This is a genomic window from Pseudescherichia vulneris NBRC 102420, assembly GCF_000759795.1.
GTDB lineage: Bacteria > Pseudomonadota > Gammaproteobacteria > Enterobacterales > Enterobacteriaceae > Pseudescherichia > Pseudescherichia vulneris.
Map to the genome: position 1 here is coordinate 99,230 of NZ_BBMZ01000022.1, position 21,994 is coordinate 121,223.

Below are 21,994 nucleotides of genomic sequence, written 5' to 3' on the forward strand. Positions count from 1 at the left end.
GGTTTACCGGCCCGCTGCCAGCGGCAGGGGCCGGAAACGCTCGTCGATCAGTTCGGCATTGCCTCGCGGGGAATAATCGCCCCACGATACTGGATCACGGTGCTGGCGGTCAGGTGACCGCGCTGCGCCGCCGCCTCGGCATCGCCGCTGGTCAGGCGTACGGCCAGGTAGCCCGCGCTAAAGGAGTCACCCGCCGCAGTCGTATCAATCACTTTCTCTTTCGGCAGCTTTACCGCCGGCACGTCAATCACCGCTTCACCGGTAATCGCCACCAGGCAGGAGTCCGCTCCACGCTTCACCACCACTTCGCTGACGCCAGCGGCCTGGGTACGGGCAATCACCTCTTCTACAGGCTTCTCACCCCACAGCGCATCCTCGTCGTCCAGGGTCAGGAAGGCAATATCGGTGCAGGTCAGCATCTGCTGGTAGACCTGCTGGGTCTCCTCTTTGCTGGCCCACAGGCGCGGACGGTAGTTGTTATCGAAAATCACCTTGCCACCGTTGGCGCGGCACTCGCGCAGCAGGGAGAGCAGCTTGTCGCGGCTGGCCGGGCTCAGGATGGCCAGGCTGATACCGCTCAGGTAGAGATAGTCAAAGGTGGCCAGCTCTTCGCAGATGGCGGCGGCCTGCTCGCTCTCCAGCCAGAATTTGGCTGCGGCTTCGTTGCGCCAGTAGTAGAAAGTGCGCTCGCCGGTGCTGTCGGTTTCGATGTAGTAGAGACCCGGCAGGCGGTTCTCCATGCGCTGGGTGAGGGTAGTATCGACGCTTTCGCTCTGCCAGGCATCCAGCATCTGCTGGCTAAAATTATCCGTCCCCAGCGCCGTAACGTAGTGTACCGTCAGCGCAGCCGGATCGACCTGGCGGGCAACATAAACGGAGGTATTTAAGGTATCGCCACCAAAGCCACGGTTCACCTCTGTGCCTTTCTGTGACAGCTCAATCATGCATTCGCCAATGACGGCAATTTTCCTGGACATAGTCATCAACCTGAGTCGGATAAATATTGGAGATAGTGTGCGTTGCGCATGCTGCGTGGTCAATCATATTAAAACAACGTTCCAATAAATTTTTGAGCTAGCGCGTGTTAAGTGCAGATTCCCCCGGCAGAATTTTATTTTGCTGCCTGATTGAACATAAAGTTCTCACCCGCCGCGCCGATAACTCCTAGACGAGTTCCGCCAGGTCACTCACTCTATTACAGGACATCTGACAATGAAGTTGAAGCAGGTTATCCAGCGGCTAAGCATTCCGGAGGCGAGCATCGAAAGCCTGGAAGAGCGGCGCTACTGGCTGCAATGTGAACGTGCCTACACTTACCAGCCCATCTATCGTGTGGATGGCAGCCTGATGGCAATCGAAGTCTTAACGATCGTTACGCACCCGGATAATCCATCCCAGCGTATTGCGCCTGACCGCTACTTTGCGGAGGTGGCGGTGCGTCAGCGCCTGGACGTGATGCTGGAGCAGATCAACCTCCTCGCCCAGCAAAACGACTTTTTTGTGCAGAATAACGTGCTCGCCTCGGTCAATGTCGATGGCCCAACGCTGCTGTCGATGCGCCAGAACCCGCAAATGATGGCGCTGGTTGAGACCCTGCCGTGGCTGCGCTTCGAGCTGGTTGAGCATATTCGCCTGCCGGAGGACTCCTCCTTCGCCTCGATCTGTGAAATTGGCCCGCTGTGGCTGGACGACTTCGGAACCGGGATGGCCAACTTCTCTGCGCTGAGCGAAGTACGTTACGACTACATCAAAGTGGCCCGCGAGCTGTTTATCATGCTGCGTAAGACGCCAGAAGGGCGCAACTTGTTCACGCTACTGCTGCAGCTGATGAATCGTTATTGCCAGGGCGTGATCGTTGAAGGCGTAGAGACGCTGGAGGAGTGGCACGACGTACAGGCGTCACCGGCCTTTGCCGCACAGGGTTATTTCCTCTCTCGCCCCGCACCGCTGGCAAACCTCGAAAGCGTTATTCTCGCTCTATAACATCAGGTTGCACTCCTTTCTCTCAGGCTCAGCTATCTTTATGACAGGCAAGGCAAGAATGGAAGGATGCAAGCATGACAAGAACAAGTAAGGTAATCACTGCCGTCTTGGGAACGCTTTTGTTGCTGATCGTGGTGGCCATCATCATTATCGCGACGTTTGACTGGAACCGTCTTAAACCCACGATCAATGAGAAGGTCTCCACCGAGCTGAATCGTCCCTTTGCAATACGCGGTGATTTAGGCGTGGTCTGGGAGCGGCAGAAGCAGGAGACCGGCTGGCGCAGCTGGGTGCCGTGGCCGCACGTGCATGCCGAGGATGTGATCCTTGGCAACCCGCCCGATATCCCTGAGATCACCATGGTGCACCTGCCCCGGGTTGAAGCCACCCTGGCGCCGCTGGCGCTGCTGACCAAAACCGTGTACCTACCGTGGGTCAAGTTTGAGAAACCGGACGCACGGCTGATCCGCCTGTCGGAAAAAACCAACAACTGGACCTTTAACCTGGCGGGCAGCGACGAACCGAAAGATGAGAACGCGCCGCCGTCGGCCTGGTCTTTCCGCCTCGATAATATTCTTTTCGATCAGGGCCGCGTGGCGGTCGATGACAAGGTCAGCAAGGCCGACGTGGAGATCCTGATCGATCCGCTTGGCAAGCCGCTGCCGTTTAGTGAAGTCACGGGTAGCGATAAAGAGAAGAACACCAAGGTAGGCGACTATGTATTTGGCCTGAAGGCGAAGGGTCGCTACAACGGTCAGCAGGTGACCGGCACGGGTAAAATTGGTGGCATGCTGGCGCTGCGTAGCGAAGGCACGCCGTTCCCGGTACAGGCCGATTTCCGCTCCGGTAATACTCGCGTGGCCTTCGCCGGTACGGTGAGCGACCCGATGAAGATGGGCGGGGTCGACCTGAAGCTGAAGTTTGCCGGTAACTCGCTGGGCGAGCTGTACGATCTCACTGGCGTGCTGCTGCCGGATACGCCGCCGTTTGAAACCGACGGTCGGCTGGTGGCAAAAATCGACGCTGAAAAAAGTTCTGTCTACGACTACCGTGGCTTTAACGGCCGCATCGGCGACAGCGATATTCATGGCTCCCTGACCTACACCACCGGTAAGCCTCGGCCCAAACTGGAGGGCGATCTTGAGTCGCGCCAGCTGCGTCTGGCAGATTTAGGCCCGCTGATTGGCGTCGACTCCGGGAAGGGCGCTGAGAAGTCGAAACAGTCCGAGGAGAAGAAGGGCGAGAAGACCAATCAGCCCGCAGGCAAAGTGCTGCCGTACGATCGTTTCGAAACCGACAAGTGGGATACGATGGATGCCGACGTGCGCTTCAAAGGGCGGCGTATTGAGCACGGTAGCTCTCTGCCGATCAGCGATCTCTCTACCCATATCATCCTGAAAAATGCCGACCTGCGCCTCCAGCCGCTGAAGTTTGGCCTGGCGGGAGGGACTATCTCTTCCAATATTCATCTTGAAGGGGATAAGAAGCCGATGCAGGGGCGGGCGGACATCCAGGCGCGTCGACTGAAGCTGAAAGAGCTGATGCCGGACGTAGAGCTGATGCAGAAAACCATCGGTGAGATGAACGGCGATGCGGATTTCCGCGGCACGGGTAACTCTATTGCCGCGCTGCTCGGCACAAGCAACGGCAATTTGAAGCTGCTAATGAACGACGGCGTGGTTAGCCGCAACCTGATGGAGATCCTCGGCCTTAACGTCGGGAACTTTATCGTCGGGCAGATTTTTGGTGACGATGAGGTGCGGGTCAACTGCGCCGCCGCCAACCTGAACCTGGTCAACGGCGTGGCGCGTCCGCAGATCTTCGCCTTCGATACCGAGAACGCGATCATCAACGTTACCGGGACCGCCAGCTTCGCCTCAGAGCAGCTTGATTTAACCATCAATCCAGAGAGTAAGGGGATCCGTATCGTCACCCTGCGCTCGCCGCTCTACGTGCGTGGCAGCTTCAAGGACCCACAGGCGGGCGTGAAGGCCGGTCCGCTGATCGCCCGCGGCGCAGTGGCGGCAGCCCTGGCAACGCTGGTGACCCCAGCCGCAGCGCTGCTGGCGCTGATCTCCCCGTCAGAAGGCCAGGAGAACCAGTGCCGGAACATTCTGGCGCAAATGAAGAAGTAAGCCGGAAAGCAGGATAAAAAAAGCCCGGTGGCGTTAGCGCCTACCGGGCTTTTACTCTTTTAATTTGTGACGAGCAACGGGGGTAAGAACAGTCTCAGTTTCACCATTTCCGTTGGCTCGGTGACGACCGTGTTGGATTGGTTGACGATATGGCTGCTACGCTAATGCCATGTTAAATTACCGCAAGATTTTGCTTCACAATGCCTTCACGCCTTAATTATCCAAACTTTTCTGCAGCAGCTCTTCTGGCGGTAACGACTTTTGCCCAGGCCGAAGATACTTTTTCTTTTAACACTGGCTCATTTGTCTACCATCTGCTTGGGAATCATGGTCAATACACGGAGAAGTTTGATAATGAATTTTATTCAATCGAAAAGAGACTTCCTGACCATCCCGATTACAGTCTGCTCGTCGGGACAATGAGAAACAGCTACGGGGATCGTTGCCTCTCTCTTGGGGTCAGAAAAGACTGGGCGGAAAAAGACAACATTATTTTTAAGGGGATATACGGGTACACCGGCGAATTCTTTTTTGATGAATTCAGCAAATGTGGCGATGAGGGTATTTATCACTCATTTAAAAACATCACCGGAATAGGTTTTGCGCCCTATATCTATCATGCGGTTCAGTATAATTTTACCCAGCACTTTGGTGTGGAATCAGGGATCATTTTCCCTTCGGTATTTGTGGTAAGCCTGAACTGGCGGTTCTGAGAAACTGCACCGCACTCCACGTAGGCCGGGTAAGGCGTAGCCGCCACCCGGCGATTCCGGAACATATGATGCTATGCCCGGCGGCGCTAACGCTACCGGGCTTTTTTATGCTTAAAGAGACTGGTTTTTGGTTTCGTGGGTCAGCACCAGCGCGATCAGCGTCAGGCCTGCCATGGCCGCCAGGTAGACGCCCACGTAGAACAGGCCGTAGTTGGCGGTCAGCCAGGCGGCAATGTACGGTGCTACCGACGCGCCCAAAATAGAGGAGACGTTATAGGAGAACGATGCCCCGGTATAGCGTACCTCGGTCGGGAACAGCTCCGGCAGCAGCGCACCCATCGGGCCAAAGGTCAGCCCCATCAGGCTCAGACCAATCAGCAGGTAAGCCATCACCATCGCCGGGCTACCTGAACCCAGCAGCGGCGGGAAGACAAACAGCGCAAAGATAATGATCAGCGAGGTGATGACGATCATGCTCTTGCGACGACCGTAGGCATCCGCCAGCAGACCAGCAATCGGCACCATCACGCCAAAGCCAATGACCGCCATCATCAGCATCCACAGCACTTCGTTACGCGGTAATCCAAGGCCCACCGGCGCAGGTGCCGTGCTGTAGGTCATGGAGTAGACGGTCATGATGTAGAACAGCGTGTAGGTCGCCAGCATGATAAAGGTGCCCAGCACGGTGACGCGCATGTGCTTGGTCAGCAGCGTGCCCAGCGGGATCTTCACCTGCTTCTTGGCCGCGGCCACTTTGGCGAACACCGGCGACTCATGCAGAGAGACGCGGACGTAGAGACCGATCAGCACCAGCACGGCAGAGAAGATGAACGGCACGCGCCAGCCCCACTCCATAAACTGCTCGTCAGTCAGCAGCCATGACAGCAGCAGGAAGGTGCCGTTAGCGAAGAAGAAGCCGATGGGCGCACCCAGCTGCGGGAAGGAGCCGTAGAGCGCACGCTTGCGTGGCGGGGCGTTCTCGGTCGCCAGCAGCGCCGCGCCGCCCCACTCACCGCCGAGGCCCAGACCCTGACCAAAGCGCGCCAGCGCCAGCAGCAGCGGAGCAAAAATACCGATGGTGGCGTAGCTCGGCAGCAGGCCGATCAGCACGGTGGAGATACCCATCGTCAGCAGAGACGCTACCAGCGTGGCTTTACGCCCGACGCGATCGCCAAAGTGACCAAACACCGCAGAGCCGATTGGACGCGCCACGAAGGCGATAGCAAAGGTCGCCAGCGACTGTAGCGTGGCGGCCGTCGGATCACCCTGCGGGAAGAAGATGTGCGGAAAGACGATAACCGCCGCGGTGGCGTAAATATAGAAGTCGAAAAACTCAATCGCCGTACCAATGAGCGAGGCGATGACAACTTTATTACGCGAGTTGACCGGGGGGCTTTCCTGTTCGAGTGTTGTGGCGGTAGCTTGCATAGAATTTTCTTATTTTTGGCGAACGAAGGGCCATATTACGCACAGCAAAAGCGACATTTCAATCTGTAACAGGGCGAGCAGGTGGCGATAAAAACGGCAAAAAGTGAATAATTTTCATGCCTGAGTTTTCACATCTATGAAATGCTTCACAGAAATTGGATATCAGCATATAAAACCAGTTTTTGGTTAAATAAAAGTTACGGACTGGTTTTAAATGCTGAAATGGGGAATTGGGCTGAAACTTTGCTTTTTGATTCAGCCCAATAGTGTGGTTAGAGGGTCTCTTTGCCTGGCATTTTCACGTCGTCTTTGTACTCTGCGGTGGCGATCCACGCCGCGCAGAACAGCGTCAGACGGGCAAAGAAGTAGAAGAAGGCCATGATACCGAGCACGGAGCCAAACGCCGCACCTGACGGGGAGGTCACCAGCGAAGGCAGGGTCCAGGTCATGATAAGCTTAATCACTTCAAAGCCGACGGCGGCAATCAGCGTCCCGCGAATCAACGCCTTCTTGCGTGGGCGGTGGCGCGGTAGACGCCAGAAGATCCAGAAGAAGAGCAGGAAGTTCGCGCAGATAGAGATCGCGAGGCCAATCAGATGCCAGACCGGTTTAAGCCAACCGATATAGTCCAGATAGAGCGCGGAGATGATCATCTCCTGTGCCGCACCGGCGATAGAGGTGATGGAGAGGGTGATCACCAGCGCCACCAGCAGGCCAATCAGGGAGATAAAGTCGCGAAAATATTTTATCCAGATCTTCTCGTTGTCCTGAGGCGTACGCTCCCACTCGTCGCGGGACTGGGCGCGAATCGCCTCACGCAGGTTGCCCATCCAGTTGATACCGGAGTAGAGCGCGACGGCCAGGCCGACAATCCCGACGGTGGTGCGCTGCTCTACGGCGGTTTTTATCGTATTGCGCAGCGTATCGGCCAGGGTGCGGTCGCTAACGTTAAGCAGGATCTTGTTAAAGATGTCCTGCAACAGCGTCGGGTGGGAGACCAGCACAAAACCCGCTGCGGCAAACGACACCATCAGGATGGGGATCATCGACAGGAACGAGAAGTAGGTGATGGCTGCCCCAAACTGGTTGCCCATCCGGTCATTGAAGCGCTCCGTGGCGCGGATTAGGTGCGCGACCATCGGACGGCGCTGGATCTTCTCAGCCGCTTCGGTGACCGTCTCCACCACGCCCTCTGCTTTACCGCTCAGCAGCGGCTCTGACTCAGCTTCGGGTTTATCGGTGGTATCGACCTTTTTGACAGGCTCGTAGTCCAGGTGCGGGACGGGTCGCTTGGCGCTATTTTCCGGGGTCATCGGTACGGCTTCCTTCTCTGCTTAGCGTGATGTACCGCAAATTATAGACCCTCATCACCTAAGCGGGTGAATCGACGTACTCCTTCATGACGCTCGCCAGCCACTCCATAAACAGATGCACCCGCCGGGAGAGGTTACGACGATGGGGATAGATCAGCGAGACCGGCATGGGCTCGGCCCGGTACTGGGGTAGGATCTCTACCAGCGTGCCCTGGCGCAGCGCATCGCGCACGCCGGTACGCGGCACCTGGATAATCCCCAGCCCCGCCAGGCACGCCGCATGATAGGTCTCGGTGCTGTTGACCGTCAGAATGCCGCCGGTTTTGACCCACCGCGTGCTATTGTCCTGATATAACTCAAAGCCCTGTGGCCGCGTGCCGAGGTGGACGGCGTAGTGCACCACCGCATGGGAAGAGAGATCCTCCAGCGTTTCCGGATAGCCAAAACGCTCCAGGTAGCTGGGGCTGGCGCAGTTAACCATCGACAGTCTACCCAGCGGGCGAGCGATCAGCCCGGAATCTTTCAGCGTGCCAACGCGCACCACGCAGTCAAAGCCTTCGCGGATCACATCCACCAGCCGGTCGCTGCTGCTGAGTTCAATTTCAATGCCAGGATACTGTTGCACAAAGGCAGGCAGGCGCGGGATCACCAGATTACGCGCCACTCCCACCGGCATGTCTACCCGCAGCTTGCCGCTGACGCTGGTCGGATCGTGGATAAACAGGCCGTCCAGCTCGTCGAGGTTAGAGAGCAGATCCTTAGCGCGTTCGTAGTAGACCATGCCGTCCTGAGTGAGCTGAACCCGGCGCGTAGTCCGGTGCAGCAGCTGGGTGCCGAGATGGTTCTCCAGGCTTTGGATCTGACGCGAGACGCTGCCTTTCGGCACGCCAAGGGAATCGGCGGCGCGGGAAAAACTCGCCAGCTCCGCAACACGAACGAAAAGCTGCATTGCGTAAATTTTATCCATCCTTGCCACCTATTGTTGTCATCAATGAAACAGTGAAGTGTATTCAGCAGGCTTTATTGATTATCTACCACCTAATAAGCTCTTTCTCAATCACCCACCATCAGAAATGAGGTTTCTTATGACGCATCGTATTGCATTAGTGACCGGCGGCAGCCGTGGACTGGGAAAAAATGCCGCATTGAAGCTGGCCGAGAAGGGCGTGGACATTATCCTGACGTGGAATAGTCGTGAGGAGGACGCCCTTGACGTGGTTCGTGAAATTGAGCTGAAAGGCGCGCGGGCCGTGGCGTTGCAGCTCAACGTTGGCGATAGCAGCAGCTTCGAAAACTTTGCCCACCGGGTGCAGGAGCAGCTAAAACAGACCTGGCAGCGCGACACCTTTGATTATTTAATAAACAATGCCGGGATCGGCATAAACGCCGCCTTTACGGAGACCACCGAGGCGCAGTTTGATCAGCTGGTGGACATCCATTTCAAAGGACCCTTCTTCCTGACCCAACATCTGCTGCCGCTGATTAAAAACGGCGGACGGATCCTGAACGTATCCAGCGGGCTGGCCCGCTTCGCGCTGCCGGGCTACGCCGCATATGCCGCGATGAAAGGGGCGATGGAGGTGTTAACCCGTTACCAGGCGAAAGAGTTGGGGGCTCGCGGGATCTCGGTAAATATCATTGCACCGGGGGCCATTGAAACCGATTTTGGCGGTGGCAGAGTACGGGATGACCAGCAGCTAAACCAGTTTGTTGCCGCGCAAACGGCGCTGGGGCGCACGGGACTGCCGGATGATATTGGCAGCGCGATAGCGGCACTGCTGAGCAATGAGCTGGGGTGGATGAACGCTCAGCGCGTCGAGGTGTCAGGCGGGATGTTCCTGTAAGAGTGAAAAACGCCGGGCGGCGCTCGCGCTTGCCCGGCCTACAGGGATTGTTACTCTTTTTGCAGTCGATGCACTTTAATCTGGGCTGGCTTCTGTTTCTTATCTAGCGAGCCACTAATGCCCACCAGCTGATCCGAGTCGATCTCTCGACCGTCAAAGACTGCCATTGGGATATAGACGTCTACCTCGCCGGTTTTATCGCGGAAGGTATAGATATCATTCCCTTTTTTGGCAGTGAGGTGTCCACGCAGGGAGACGGAGCCACCGTCATGCATATCCAGTGCCTGCTTAACGTTCATGGTGCGAGCATCTTCGATACCGCGATAGCCGTCGTCAAGCTTATGCGGCGGCGGCGGTGCTTTATCCGTATTCAGTCCCGGTGAGTCTTCGGCCAGTGCCGGAAGGGTGAATAAGGCGGCCACCGTGGCGGCAAGTAACATTTTCTTCATAGATACTCCTTTCGCATGTGCCTCAAATACCTCTGCACTAAGCCTGGCATAGGAAATTCCGCTCTGGATAAGGAATGCTCTGTTTTATTTCCCTTTCTCTTTTATTACCTGCATCACTGATATTTACTACAAAGTGGCTTATCATTTAACTTACTGGAATCTAAGATAAATTAAGCTGCGTAGACGGCTGGCATTAACTTTCGTTAATTGTGGTTAAGGGAAAATAATGACACACAGCACATCGCTCAGGAATCGCGAACAATTCGAAACCTGCATCGGGATTATTCGCCAGGCGTCTATCGAAATTCTGTTATTGCTGGACGTTCGCGTCAGTGAAGGGAAGGATCCGCGCTGGTTTCTGGAGCAGCTGGAAAACGCCCGTCTGGGCCTTGGCGGCTGGGGAGCAGTGGCGCAGCGCCTGAAGCTCAACGATGCCGAGCTGACGCAGTTCACCATGCAGCTACGCCATCTTCAACAGCTGGTTCCTCAGTATGAAAGCGGCCAGGACGTCAGTGAAAACCAGCTGATTGCCGCGCTGCGCTTTGTCGCCGCTCTGGAGCACCTTCGCCTGCAGCAGCCTCTGCTGACCTATCCCACCTCAACGGAAACGGTCAACGGCGAAGCACAGCTCAAAGGGCTGTCCCAGCTGCGTGCGCTGGAGCTGATGATTAGCGGGCTGGTTTATGCCGCCTGGCCAGATGGCGTTAAGCTGCGTAACCACCTGAAAACGCAGTTTGGTCAGGATCGTGTGCGCCGCTGGTTAAAGCTGGGGGAGCGCAACGACGTGCTCAGCGGAATGCTGTTTAGCGAGCTGGCGCTGATGCTGGTGGATAAAAAAGAGTTCTCCCGCCACTACGCCCCGCTGTTTAACGATAGCTCGGTTCTGACGCTGTTTGCCGACCCGCGTAAAACCCTGCAAACCCTGCTCAATGATATTCGCCAGATCCGCAATACCCTTACCGCACAGAAGCCGCTCTCTGCTATCCAGCTTACTATGCTGGATACCTACTATCCGCAGATTTCCGCTCCGGTTCAGCGCGCCTTCAACGAGGGTCGCACCACCGTTAATCCTTCCAGTCTGTTAACCACCGACGTAGACGAGCTGAACGGCTTTAAAGCGCGAGCGGTTAAAAAGGCAGGCGCGGGAGGGGATATTTTCGAGGTGGGGGAAGACATCGAACGACCTGAACGCCGTGCCGTTCGCTCGCCGGAGCAGCGTATCCGCCTGGTCTCAGGCATTCTCTGGGGCGCGGTTGGCGTGATGGTGCTGGTGATGATCGGCGGTGGCTTCATGCTGATAAACAGCACCCCTCCCGCACGGGCGGTAAGCGAGCCGCCAGCCCAGGTGCAGGTGCTAACCAATACGCAAAATGAGCAAGAGACGCCGACCTCACGCATGCAGCTGACCCGGATGGGCATCACGTGGGATGAAAGTAACCTTCGCTCGGCAATAGATCGCAACGATACCCGCGTCGCGCAGCTCTTTTTGAAAGGGGGGATGGACTGGCAGCTCTCCTGGACCGAGCAGGCGCTGTCGGCGGGTAATGATGAGGTGCTGACCCTGCTGCTGCGCTACCAGCGGCAGATGGTTGAGCCGCGCCCGTGCCGCCGTTTTACCGCGACGCTGAGCCACGCGATGCTAAACGGAGAAAAGCTTACCGGGCAGCGGAAAGACTATCTGCGCACCTTCTGCACGAGGTCTGCCGTGGTAGAGCGCCAGCGCTATGAAACCGAGCAGGCAAAGATACGTAATAAAGCGCAGCCTGATGAGAGCACCCGCCAGTGGCTGGCGATCCAGACTGCGATCTATAACGTTATTCGCTAAGGGTAAACCGGGAGCGCTACGGCTCCCCGTAGAGTCCAATCAAGCGGCGTATGACGCCGTTACTCCAGCCGAAGCCGTCCTGCAACGGATACTCACCGCCGCCGCCTTCGCGCGGCGTGCCGCTGGCGATATGATACTTCTCGATCAGCTTGTGGTGCTGCTGATAGAAGCCGTTAACGGTATTGAGCCAGCTATGGGCAATCTGATCCCCAAGCTCATCGTTGCCGTAGAGCTTAAAGCCCTGAATAGCCATCCACTGTAGCGGTGCCCAGCCGTTGGGTTTATCCCACTGCTCGCCAGTCTCATACTCCGTAGCCATCATCCCGCCTGGGGTCAGCAGGCGCTCACGTACTGCGACGGCGATGCGATCGGCCTGCTCATGAGTGACCATACCGACGTAGAGCGGCACGATACTCGCTGCCGAGAACAGGGCCTGCTCGCCGCGCCGCCAGTCATAGTCGCGATAGCAGCCTTTCTCTTCATCCCACAGATAGCGGTTCACCGCCGCCCGACGATCGCTGGCGCGCTGGCGGAACATCGCTTCGCCCTCGCGATCGCCCTTCAGCCCTGAGAGGTTAGCAATGGTGCTCTCCAGCTTGAACAGAAAGGCGTTCAGATCGATAGGGATGAACTGCGTGGTACGGATACTGGCCAGACGCTGGGTATCACGCAGCCAGCGTGAGGAGTAGTCCCAGCCGGATTCCGCCCCCGCGCGCAGATCGCGGTAGACCTCATTCGGTGGACGGCCCGAGTGCTTCGCCGTTTCCACGTCTTCGATCCAAGACTCATCCCGGGGCGTATCACGATCGTCCCAGTAGCGGTTGAGCAGAGAGCCGTCAGGCATGCGAACTGCATGGCGGTAGGCCTGGTTGAGGTTCAGCGATTCAGAACCGTCCATCCAGAAGGCGTACTCCATCAGCAGATGCTCATAGTAGCGTTTCGCCCCGCGCACGCCGTCCTCTTCAAACAGCTCCACCATTAGCGCGAACACCGGTGGCTGGGAGCGGCTCAGGTAGTAGGTACGGTTGCCGTTCGGGATGTGGCCATACTTTTCAATCATCCACGCAAAGTTATCCGCCATACACTTCAGCAGATCGTTACGGCCACTTTCGGCCAGCCCCAGCATGGTGAAGTAGGAGTCCCAGTAATAGGTTTCGCTAAACCGGCCGCCGGGCACAATATAGGCCTGCGGCAGCGCCAGCAGCGACGACCAGGGGATGTGATCCTGCGGCTCGCGGGTCAGCACCGGCCACAGCTGGTCGATGTGCTCTTTCAGCGAGTTTTCTGGATTAGAGACATACTGGCTGTCCATCTGCTGCGGCAGCCAGAAGTGTCGTGTAATAAACAGGCGCAGGTCAAAGTCAGGCCTGCGTTTGATACGACGATAGCGGATCAGGATATCAAGCGGATCCATTCTTGGCGCGCAGTCAGGGAAGGTTTTGCTGTCGGCAAAGAGGCCCGACGACTGTACCTGTTCGAACAGTTCCATATAGCGATCGGCAGGAGTCAGCGCGTCAGAGGCAGGCATCCCCTCGATCATCTCCGGTTCTGGTTCCGCCTCGATCATTTCATCCAGTTTTAATTCGCGCGGATCGGTCTCGTAACGGATCTTCTCTTCAATCTCGAACTCGACAGAATCAGCAAACTTAATTTTCTGGTTGAACATAGCTGTGGCGACCTCCGGATGGCGTCGTAAAAAAAGGCGGGTATTTTCCCGGTTATTATTTAAGTCTAAAGTTTAGACATTTGATATGAGTATTGAAGTACAAAGTGTGCGCAAGATCACAATTACAAGCGGCAATTTGTAAAGGGACAGAGAATAACTTTTTGTTTTTAATGATAAAAATATGACATTGCAGCCTGACTAAACAGACTGCATTTTCAGAGCATTCAAGATAACGTTTAGCCGCTAAACGGTTTTACTACCGCTAAAGCCACAACGACGATAACGACCACCACGGTGAGCCAGGCAGCATTGCGTGCCAGCAGGGACACGGTAGAGGTTTCACCGGTTGCCAGTCTGCGCAGCGACCCCGAGAGGATGCCGTGCACCGCCGAGAGGAACACCAGCACCGCCAGCTTAATGCCCAGCCACAGCGGCAGCAGCCAGTCGCCTTTTAACATCAGGGCGATACCCAAGGCCCACAGCAGGATCATCGCTGGTGACGTAACAAACCGGTTCCAGCGGCGCACGTACTCTAACAGAGGGTTGCTCTCCCCTTTTGCCACCGCGCTGCGGCTTTGGGACCATGCTGCGACGATCGCTGCCATCATAAAAATGCCGCCCAGCCAAATCACGCCCGCCATAATATGCAGAGCGTCTAACCAACGGTAGTCCATCGCTTTCCCCTGAGCTGTAACCCTATTGTTGTAATTGAGATCATACTCCATCACGCTGGAGGCTTAAAGGGATCGCTTAAACATACATGACTGCGGTGGTGAGGAGTAGAGTAACAAACATGAGATGTAAACGGCGTAGAATGATAATGCGACCTGCGCCGTTATTAAAATCAACTATTCACTTCGTCATACCATGAAAGATCGACAGAATCCAGAATATACCCACCATCTTTATTTGAATAAGTGATGGTAACCTTGACTCCGTAAATATATGCATAACGTAAATTAAGAATCATCTGTTTAGCAAGATCGGAGTAAACACCTGACGTTGGCCACAGATTAAACCAAATTGAGGGCTCCTCTTCATTAGGATCAGAGTTAGACGATATTCCAATTTTCATTAAACCATCGGTAAAATCCACATTAATATATTTTACATACCCTTGATACCAACTCATATAAATATCTCCTGAATTTATAGTTCGTCATGATGATTAATTAATTTTATGTAATGGTCATATTTAACACTTTCTAACTCTATAGGTTTAAAACCATCGCATATCATTTCACTTGCATTTAAATTCGCTTTTTTATTTAAATCTTCATTGGATGTAAAACAGCATGCAAAGGCAGTGGGAATGCGTTGCATAAGCCTTCCGCCTGGCATATACCATGGGGTCACATTATCTCCGTCAGCTACGGGATACACTTCCGCAGATGTGGTACTGCCGGTCTGGACAAATGCAGAATTTGTGGCGACGGGGGCTTCAGAAACCGTAGGCACTTCTCCCCGAGCCGCAAAAGTTAGCGAATAAGCCCGAGAAATTTGTTCAGGCTCTATCGCCCCGGCGGCTACCCACTCTTCTGTTTCAGCGTCGTTAGCGATCCGACTGGCCCAGAAACGATATTGCCCTGTATTTCCGGCATACATTTCCATGTAATTCTCCATGGGTGCACGGGCATTGTACATATTATCGGTACCCCGTATTTCATACAGATACATAGTCGGTGGTGTACCCGTGTTGTGCATCTGCCATGCCTGGGCATTCGAATATCCAATACGTATTGCTGCATTACGAATGCCCGCCGTAGAAATCAGTCCCGAATTATGAGTAAAGCTAGCGTGTTGACCATAGGTGGATCTTCCAGAAAGATGATCAATAATGTTCATGTTATTTCCGCGCGGCTGGAACCCTTGCTGAAAAATAATATCAGGTGCACGGAAGTCAACACGATAAACTGTAGAGGTGGGTGAGGGAATAGGCATGAAAACTCCTGCTAAGCGTAGTTGGATTTAAGTAATTATATTTAAATGTTCTTATGCAATTATCTGTTTTTTACCTGGTGTTGATGCACTTTTAAGAGAGAGATAAAAGAAAAAGGGGCACAGCGTTATCGCTGTACCCCTTTTAAGAAGCGTAATTAACGGGCAGTAGTTATCCGGTCTAAATTTTAGAGTCGGCAATTTCCCCTTAACGCATCGTCACAAACTCTTCTGCCGCCGTCGGGTGGATTGCCACGGTGTTATCAAAGTCTTTCTTGGTTGCACCCATCTTCAGCGCCACGGCGAAGCCCTGCAGGATCTCATCCATGCCCTGGCCGATGCCGTGAATGCCGACAATCTTCTCTTCCGGGCCGACGCAGACCAGCTTCATCCGGCACGCCTGGCGGTGCAGAGTGACGGCGGTGTACATGGCGGTAAAGGAGGAGGTGTAGACCTTCACCTGGTCATCGCCGTACTGCTCGCGCGCCTGCGGCTCGGTCAGACCAACGGTGCCGATAGGCGGATGGCTAAAGACCACGGTAGGAATATTGCTGTAGTCCAGATGCTCGTCCGGCTTGTTGTTGAACAGGCGTTCGGAAAGACGACGGCCTGCCGCCACCGCAACTGGCGTCAGCTCAACCGCGCCGGTGTTATCACCGACCGCATAAATGCCTGGCACGCTGGTGTTCTGGAACTTATCGACAATGATGTGGCCTTTATCGTTGGTTTTTACCCCGGTGACGTCCAGGTTGAAGGTGTCGTTAGCCGGTTCGCGGCCAATCGCCCAGATCAGGCAGTCAACGGTCTCGCTACGGCCATCCTCCAGCTCCAGCGTCAGGCTGCCATCGCTGTTTTTCACCACGGCTTTCGGTATGGCATTGGTATGGAGCGACGGACCGTCAGCCATGATTGTCTCAACCAGCGTCTCAACGATCAGCGGATCGAAGTTGCGCAGCGGAGCATGCTTACGCACAAACAGGTGCGTCTCTGCACCCAGGCCGTGCAGCACGCCTGCCAGCTCAACGGCGATATAGCCTGCACCAACAACCGCAACGCGTTTCGGCAGAGCGGTAAGCTCAAAGAAGCCGTCGGAGTCGATGCCGTGCTCAACGCCAGGGATATCCGGGTAGCTCGGACGCCCACCGGTGGCGATCAGAATATGATCGGCAGTGATGGTCTCGCCGTTGACCTCAACGGTTTTAGCATCGACAAAACGAGCAAAGCCGCGGATCACATCCACGTTATTTTTACCCAGCACGTTCTCATAGGAGCTGTGGATGCGATCAATATAGGCCGTGCGGCTGGCCACCAGGCGCTGCCAGTCAAAGTTGTTGATGGTGGCATCAAAGCCGTAGTCCGGGCCGTAGAGGTTAACCGCTTCGGCAATCTGCGAGGCATGCCACATCACTTTTTTCGGCACGCAGCCTACGTTCACGCAGGTTCCGCCCAGCTCTTTCGCTTCAATCAGGGCGCATTTCTGGCCATACATGGCCGCACGGTTAATAGACGCAATACCGCCGCTGCCGCCGCCAATGGCGATGTAGTCGTAGTGCTTAGTCATAACGTTTCCTTAATGAATTTTTGCTTAGAGTGTAACGCGATGCCCTTAAGGTTCCACCGATGGCTGTGATTACTCGGGTACGACCCAGTTCACCAGCGTATGCCCGATGCCAGCCGGAACCAGCTTGCTGTGCAGCCATGGCAGCACGCTGTTCATCTGCTGCTCCAGCTTCCACGGCGGGTTGATCACAATCATGCCGGAGGCGGTCATGCCGCGCTGGTCGCTGTCCGGGCGAACCGCCAGCTCGATCTGCAAAATACGGCGGATGCCGGTGGCTTCCAGCTCTTTTAACATGCGCTTGATCTGCGCGCGCATCACCACCGGATACCATAGCGCGTAGGTGCCGGTTGCAAAGCGCTTATAGCCTTCGTTGATGCCCTGAACCACCGCCTGGTAGTCGCTTTTAATTTCGTAAGGCGGGTCGATCAGGATCAGACCGCGGCGTGACACCGGCGGCAGCTTGGACTTCAGCTGCTGGTAGCCGTCGGTACGCTCAACGCGGGTGCGGTTATCTTTCTGGAACTCTGAGCGCAGCAGCGGAAAGTCGCTCGGGTGCAGCTCGGTCAGTTGTAAACTGTCCTGCTCGCGCAGCAGCTGGCGGGCGATCAGCGGCGAGCCAGGGTAGTAGCGCAGCTGACCGCTACGGTTGAAGTGGTTTACCACGCTGATATACGGCTCCAGCTCGGCAGGCAGATCGTCCTGCTGCCAGATGCGGGCGATACCTTCCAGGTATTCGCCGGTGCGTTCGGCATGCTCGCTGCTCAGCTGATAACGCCCTGCGCCTGCATGGGTATCCAGATAGAGAAAAGGTTTCTCCTTCTCTTTCAGCGATTCAATAATCAGGCTCTGAACGGTGTGTTTTAAAACGTCGGCATGGTTGCCGGCGTGGAAGCTGTGGCGATAACTGAGCATGGAGGGAACAATCCTGGGAAGTAAAAACAGATAGCCGATAGTTTACCGCAGATTGCGGCAAATTACCGCAGCGGTGCTGTCGCCAGGGCGCAAAAGCGCAACGTCCGGCATTGAAATTAACTACACTAAACCCCATCCTAGCTCTTACAGGAACGAGCGCCGCCCGAGCGCTTGCGATTATTTCTACAGGACAGCGCTTATGACCAATCCATTACTGACGCCCTTCGACTTGCCGCCGTTTTCCCAGATTAAACCTGAGCATGTGGTTCCCGCCGTAACGAAAGCGCTGGAGGATTGCCGCGAGGCGGTAGAGCGCGTGGTGGCCCAAGGGGCACCCTATACCTGGGACAACCTTTGCCAACCGCTGGCGGAGGTGGACGATCGCCTTGGCCGCATCTTCTCACCTGTCAGCCACCTGAACTCGGTGCAGAACAGCCCGGAGCTGCGTGAAGCCTACGAGCAGACGCTGCCGCTGCTCTCTGAGTACAGCACCTGGGTGGGTCAGCACGAGGGACTCTACCAGGCCTATCGTAACCTGCGCGAAGGCGAAGCCTATACCGTGCTGGATCTGGCGCAGATGAAAGCGGTGGATAACGCCCTGCGTGATTTTGAGCTGTCCGGTATCGGCCTGCCGAAAGAGAAGCAGAAGCGCTACGGTGAAATTGCTGCTCGCCTCTCTGAGCTAGGCTCGACCTACAGCAACAACGTGCTCGACGCCACCATGGGCTGGAGCAAGCTGATTACCGATGAGTCCGAGCTGTCCGGCATGCCGGAGAGCGCACTGGCGCAGGCTCAAGCTCAGGCGCAGGCCAAAGAGCAAGAGGGCTGGCTGTTAACCCTCGACATCCCGAGCTATCTGCCGGTGATGACCTACTGCGACAACCAGGCCCTGCGTGAAGAGCTTTACCGCGCCTACAGCACCCGCGCCTCCGACCAGGGACCAAACGCGGGCAAATGGGATAACAGCCCGGTGATGGCGGAGATCCTTGCTCTGCGTCACGAGCTGGCCCAGCTGCTGGGCTTCGACAACTATGCCCACAAATCCCTTGCCACTAAGATGGCCGAGCATCCGCAGCAGGTGCTGGACTTCCTGATGGATCTGGCGAAACGCGCCCGTCCGCAGGGTGAGAAAGAGCTGGAGCAGCTGCGTGCCTTCGCCCGTGCTGAGTTTGGCGTGGATGAGCTGCAACCCTGGGATATCGCTTACTACAGCGAAAAACAGAAGCAGCACCTCTACAGCATCAGTGATGAGCAGCTGCGCCCCTATTTCCCGGAGAACAAAGCCGTAAACGGCCTGTTCGAAGTGGTGAAACGCATCTATGGCATCACGGCCAAAGAGCGTAAGGATATCGACGTCTGGCATCAGGACGTGCGATTCTTTGAGCTGTATGACGAAAGCAACGAGCTGCGCGGTAGCTTCTATCTCGATCTCTATGCCCGTGAGAACAAGCGCGGCGGAGCGTGGATGGATGACTGCGTTGGGCAGATGCTGAGAGCCGACGGCTCGCTGCAAAAGCCGGTTGCCTACCTGACCTGTAACTTCAACCGTCCGGTCAGCGGCAAACCGGCGCTGTTCACCCACGATGAAGTGATCACCCTGTTCCACGAGTTCGGTCACGGCCTGCACCATATGCTGACCCAGATCGCCGTACCGGGCGTGGCGGGCATCAGCGGGGTACCATGGGACGCCGTGGAGCTGCCAAGCCAGTTTATGGAAAACTGGTGCTGGGAGCCGGACGCGCTGGCGTTTATCTCCGGCCACTACGAAACCGGCGAGCCGCTGCCGAAAAGCCTGCTGGATAAGATGCTGGCGGCGAAGAACTACCAGGCCGCGCTGTTTATCCTGCGCCAGCTGGAGTTCGGCCTGTTCGATTTCCGTCTGCACGCCGAGTTCAGCCCGGAGCAGGGAGCGAAAATCCTCGAAACCCTGGCCGAGATCAAATCGCAGGTGGCAGTTATTCCGGGTCCGAACTGGGGACGCTTCCCGCACGCCTTCAGCCATATCTTTGCTGGTGGCTACGCGGCAGGCTACTACAGCTACCTGTGGGCCGACGTGCTGGCGGCGGACGCCTACTCGCGCTTCGAAGAGGAGGGGATCTTCAACCGCGAAACCGGCCAGGATTTCCTCAACCACATTCTGACCCGCGGTGGTTCAGAAGAGCCGATGGAGCTGTTCAAACGTTTCCGTGGCCGTGAGCCGCAGTTGGACGCGATGCTGGCGCACTACGGCATCAAGGGCTAAGCACGGCGTGAAAATCTGCTTAATAGATGAAACAGGCACCGGAGACGGTGCCTTATTGCGTCTTGCGTCCCGTTTTGACCTGCAACATGACGATGACAACCTGATGGCGCTGGTGCTGACGGCGGAGCATCTTGAGCTACGCAAGCGCGATGAGCCCAAGCTGGGTGGCATTTTCGTTGATTTTGCTGCCGGGGCGATGGCGCATCGACGCAAGTTTGGCGGCGGTCGCGGCGAGGCGGTCGCGAAGGCGGTAGGTGTGAAAGGCAGCTATCTGCCGGACGTCGTCGATGCGACCGCAGGTCTGGGACGCGATGCCTTCGTGCTGGCGTCCATTGGCTGTCGAGTGCGGATGCTGGAGCGTAACCCGGTGGTAGCGGCACTGCTGGAAGATGGCCTGACGCGCGGCTATGCCGATGCGGAGATTGGAGACTGGCTGCGGGAGCGCCTGCAGCTGATCCATGCTTCAAGCCTGACCTCGCTGACGGACATCACGCCGCGCCCGCAGGTGGTCTATCTCGATCCGATGTTTCCGCACAAGCAGAAGAGCGCGCTGGTGAAAAAGGAGATGCGGGTCTTTCAGTCGCTGGTTGGGCCGGATCTGGACGCCGATGGCCTGCTGGAGCCTGCTCGTGCGCTGGCAACCAAGCGCGTGGTGGTGAAGCGCCCCGATTACGCTCCGCCGCTGGCAGACGTTGCCACGCAGAATGCAGTAGTGACCAAAGGCCACCGGTTTGATATCTACCCCGGCACGCCAGCGTAAAACGTGTAGGCCCGGTAAGCGTTAGCACCACCGGGCAATACAGACTTAATCTTCGTCTTCGTCGCGCAGCGGAACAATCAGCATATCAACGTGAACGGTGTTGATAAGCTGGCGCGCGGAGGACATCAGCTTGCTCCAGAAGTCCTGATGGTGACCGCAGACCACCAGATCCATATCGTATTTCTTAATCGCGTCGACCAGCACCTGGCCCAGATCGCCGCTGCCGCTCAGGGTTTCGGTAATCGGGTAGCCTGCGTTAGTGGAGAGTTCAGCCAGCGCGTTGTGCGTCTCTTCAGAGATGCGCTTCTGCATATCGCCCAGGTTAACGTCGATCAGCCCGGTATAAAGATCGGAGTAGTTTACATCGACATGAATCAGGGAGATTTTTGCATTGTAAGGGCGAGCCATAGAGACGGCTTTGTCGACCAGTACCTTGCTCTCTGGGGAGAGATCCACTGCGATGAGGATATGTTTGTAAGCCATGATGTTACTCCTTCCATAAGTTGTCGATGACCGTTGGATTCAGCCGCCACTTTCGCGCTGCGGCCTATCCCGCGTCCTGCGTGCCATTGCGCGGGGGATGCCCGGCCTTAAGGATCTAATTGTAGAAGATATTTCTACCTTATAACGCGCTAAACCCGTCGTCAATTGTCCTGGGTCACGATTTAGATCATCAAAAAACAGCGTTAACAGCATTGATATAGATCGATGATGTGGCGAAATAATTAACAGATCTCCTACACTATTAAATAAGCCGCTCGGATGTAGAATTGTGATCCACGTCGGCTTCTGGTACACACTTCAAAGAACTCATTGGCCGGAAATCGGGGAGCGTCAGCTCTGGAGTCTATCTCCGTGGGCGGTCGCCGGGGAGGGGGTATGGTCAGCACTGTCGCGCTGTTTTGGGCTTTGTGCATCGTTTGTGTGGTTAACATGGCGCGTTATTTCTCATCGCTACGCGCACTGTTGGTTGTCCTTCGTGGTTGCGATCCGTTGCTCTATCAATATGTGGATGGCGGTGGCTTTTTTACCTCGCACGGTCAGCCCAGTAAGCAGATGCGTCTGGTGTGGTATATCTACGCTCAACGCTATCGCGATCACCATGACGATGAGTTTATTCGTCGCTGTGAGCGGGTTCGTCGCCACTTTGTTTTAACCAGCGCCCTCTGCGGCCTGGTCGTGGTCAGCCTGATCGCGCTGATGATTTGGCACTGACGTTTAAGAG

20 protein-coding genes are annotated in these 21,994 nt (G+C 56.0%); 8 read left to right on the forward strand and 12 right to left on the reverse strand.

Annotation, left to right across the window (positions count from 1 at the left end; all coding sequences use genetic code 11):
• Positions 1-47 precede the first annotated feature (47 nt).
• Positions 48-977 (reverse strand): 2-dehydro-3-deoxygluconokinase, encoded by a 930-nt coding sequence (kdgK, locus tag EV102420_RS16855; protein ID WP_042394097.1) that lies wholly within the window; start codon positions 975-977, stop codon positions 48-50.
• A 235-nt stretch (positions 978-1,212) separates the two neighbouring features.
• On the opposite strand from kdgK, the gene pdeH reads away from it, so the two are divergent.
• The 3 genes from pdeH to EV102420_RS16870 all read left to right on the forward strand — a co-directional run bounded on the left by pdeH (position 1,213) and on the right by EV102420_RS16870 (position 4,831).
• Complete coding sequence (pdeH, locus tag EV102420_RS16860) at positions 1,213-1,983, forward strand: cyclic-guanylate-specific phosphodiesterase (RefSeq protein ID WP_042394099.1); 771 nt, start codon at positions 1,213-1,215, stop codon at positions 1,981-1,983.
• A gap of 74 nt (positions 1,984-2,057) precedes the next feature.
• Positions 2,058-4,118 carry an AsmA family protein gene (locus EV102420_RS16865; RefSeq protein WP_042394101.1) on the forward strand — a complete coding sequence of 687 codons (2,061 nt, stop codon included), beginning with the start codon at positions 2,058-2,060 and terminating at the stop codon, positions 4,116-4,118.
• Between the two features lie 200 nt (positions 4,119-4,318).
• Entirely contained in the window at positions 4,319-4,831 is a 513-nt protein-coding gene (locus EV102420_RS16870; RefSeq protein ID WP_042394104.1) for a hypothetical protein, read from the forward strand.
• Between the two features lie 111 nt (positions 4,832-4,942).
• On the opposite strand, the gene EV102420_RS16875 is transcribed toward EV102420_RS16870, so the two are convergent.
• The 3 genes from EV102420_RS16875 to EV102420_RS16885 all read right to left on the reverse strand — a co-directional run bounded on the left by EV102420_RS16875 (position 4,943) and on the right by EV102420_RS16885 (position 8,539).
• Positions 4,943-6,259 carry an MFS transporter gene (locus tag EV102420_RS16875; RefSeq protein WP_042394108.1) on the reverse strand — a complete coding sequence of 439 codons (1,317 nt, stop codon included), beginning with the start codon at positions 6,257-6,259 and terminating at the stop codon, positions 4,943-4,945.
• Positions 6,260-6,531: 272 nt separating this feature from the next.
• Positions 6,532-7,572 carry an inner membrane protein YhjD gene (yhjD, locus tag EV102420_RS16880; protein ID WP_042394110.1) on the reverse strand — a complete coding sequence of 347 codons (1,041 nt, stop codon included), beginning with the start codon at positions 7,570-7,572 and terminating at the stop codon, positions 6,532-6,534.
• A 58-nt stretch (positions 7,573-7,630) separates the two neighbouring features.
• Positions 7,631-8,539 carry a LysR family transcriptional regulator gene (locus tag EV102420_RS16885; RefSeq protein WP_042394114.1) on the reverse strand — a complete coding sequence of 303 codons (909 nt, stop codon included), beginning with the start codon at positions 8,537-8,539 and terminating at the stop codon, positions 7,631-7,633.
• A 118-nt stretch (positions 8,540-8,657) separates the two neighbouring features.
• Between EV102420_RS16885 and EV102420_RS16890 the strand changes: the two genes are divergently transcribed.
• The gene (locus EV102420_RS16890) at positions 8,658-9,416 is read left to right on the forward strand and encodes an SDR family NAD(P)-dependent oxidoreductase (RefSeq protein WP_042394116.1); all 759 of its coding nucleotides are present in this window, start codon (positions 8,658-8,660) and stop codon (positions 9,414-9,416) included.
• 50 nt (positions 9,417-9,466) lie between these two features.
• Here the strand turns inward: EV102420_RS16890 and EV102420_RS16895 are convergent, their stop codons facing one another.
• Complete coding sequence (locus EV102420_RS16895) at positions 9,467-9,865, reverse strand: YdeI family stress tolerance OB fold protein (protein ID WP_042394119.1); 399 nt, start codon at positions 9,863-9,865, stop codon at positions 9,467-9,469.
• A gap of 226 nt (positions 9,866-10,091) precedes the next feature.
• Here EV102420_RS16895 and EV102420_RS16900 point away from each other — a divergent pair, with 226 nt between their 5' ends.
• On the forward strand, positions 10,092-11,690 hold the full coding sequence (locus tag EV102420_RS16900) for an STY4199 family HEPN domain-containing protein (RefSeq protein ID WP_042394122.1): 1,599 nt from the start codon (positions 10,092-10,094) through the stop codon (positions 11,688-11,690).
• Positions 11,691-11,706: 16 nt separating this feature from the next.
• Here the strand turns inward: EV102420_RS16900 and EV102420_RS16905 are convergent, their stop codons facing one another.
• The 6 genes from EV102420_RS16905 to EV102420_RS16930 form a co-directional block, all read right to left on the reverse strand.
• Positions 11,707-13,356 (reverse strand): alpha,alpha-trehalase, encoded by a 1,650-nt coding sequence (locus EV102420_RS16905; protein WP_042394125.1) that lies wholly within the window; start codon positions 13,354-13,356, stop codon positions 11,707-11,709.
• A gap of 236 nt (positions 13,357-13,592) precedes the next feature.
• Positions 13,593-14,030 carry a CopD family protein gene (locus EV102420_RS16910; protein ID WP_042394128.1) on the reverse strand — a complete coding sequence of 146 codons (438 nt, stop codon included), beginning with the start codon at positions 14,028-14,030 and terminating at the stop codon, positions 13,593-13,595.
• Positions 14,031-14,200: 170 nt separating this feature from the next.
• Positions 14,201-14,488 (reverse strand): hypothetical protein, encoded by a 288-nt coding sequence (locus EV102420_RS16915; protein ID WP_042394131.1) that lies wholly within the window; start codon positions 14,486-14,488, stop codon positions 14,201-14,203.
• A gap of 17 nt (positions 14,489-14,505) precedes the next feature.
• Complete coding sequence (locus EV102420_RS16920; RefSeq protein ID WP_072015292.1) at positions 14,506-15,297, reverse strand: hypothetical protein; 792 nt, start codon at positions 15,295-15,297, stop codon at positions 14,506-14,508.
• Positions 15,298-15,502: 205 nt separating this feature from the next.
• Positions 15,503-16,855: a glutathione-disulfide reductase gene (gorA, locus tag EV102420_RS16925; protein ID WP_042394138.1), complete on the reverse strand. Its 1,353-nt coding sequence runs from the start codon at positions 16,853-16,855 to the stop codon at positions 15,503-15,505.
• 69 nt (positions 16,856-16,924) lie between these two features.
• Positions 16,925-17,767 (reverse strand): 23S rRNA (adenine(2030)-N(6))-methyltransferase RlmJ, encoded by an 843-nt coding sequence (locus tag EV102420_RS16930; protein WP_042394140.1) that lies wholly within the window; start codon positions 17,765-17,767, stop codon positions 16,925-16,927.
• Between the two features lie 199 nt (positions 17,768-17,966).
• Here EV102420_RS16930 and prlC point away from each other — a divergent pair, with 199 nt between their 5' ends.
• On the forward strand, positions 17,967-20,009 hold the full coding sequence (gene prlC, locus EV102420_RS16935; RefSeq protein ID WP_042394142.1) for an oligopeptidase A: 2,043 nt from the start codon (positions 17,967-17,969) through the stop codon (positions 20,007-20,009).
• 7 nt (positions 20,010-20,016) lie between these two features.
• The gene (rsmJ, locus tag EV102420_RS16940) at positions 20,017-20,769 is read left to right on the forward strand and encodes a 16S rRNA (guanine(1516)-N(2))-methyltransferase RsmJ (RefSeq protein WP_042394144.1); all 753 of its coding nucleotides are present in this window, start codon (positions 20,017-20,019) and stop codon (positions 20,767-20,769) included.
• A 45-nt stretch (positions 20,770-20,814) separates the two neighbouring features.
• On the opposite strand, the gene uspA is transcribed toward rsmJ, so the two are convergent.
• Positions 20,815-21,252, reverse strand: coding sequence for a universal stress protein UspA (uspA, locus tag EV102420_RS16945; RefSeq protein ID WP_042394147.1), 438 nt, complete (start codon positions 21,250-21,252; stop codon positions 20,815-20,817).
• A gap of 396 nt (positions 21,253-21,648) precedes the next feature.
• On the opposite strand from uspA, the gene uspB reads away from it, so the two are divergent.
• Positions 21,649-21,984, forward strand: a complete 336-nt coding sequence (uspB, locus tag EV102420_RS16950; protein WP_042394150.1) for a universal stress protein UspB — start codon at positions 21,649-21,651, stop codon at positions 21,982-21,984.
• Positions 21,985-21,994 lie beyond the last annotated feature (10 nt).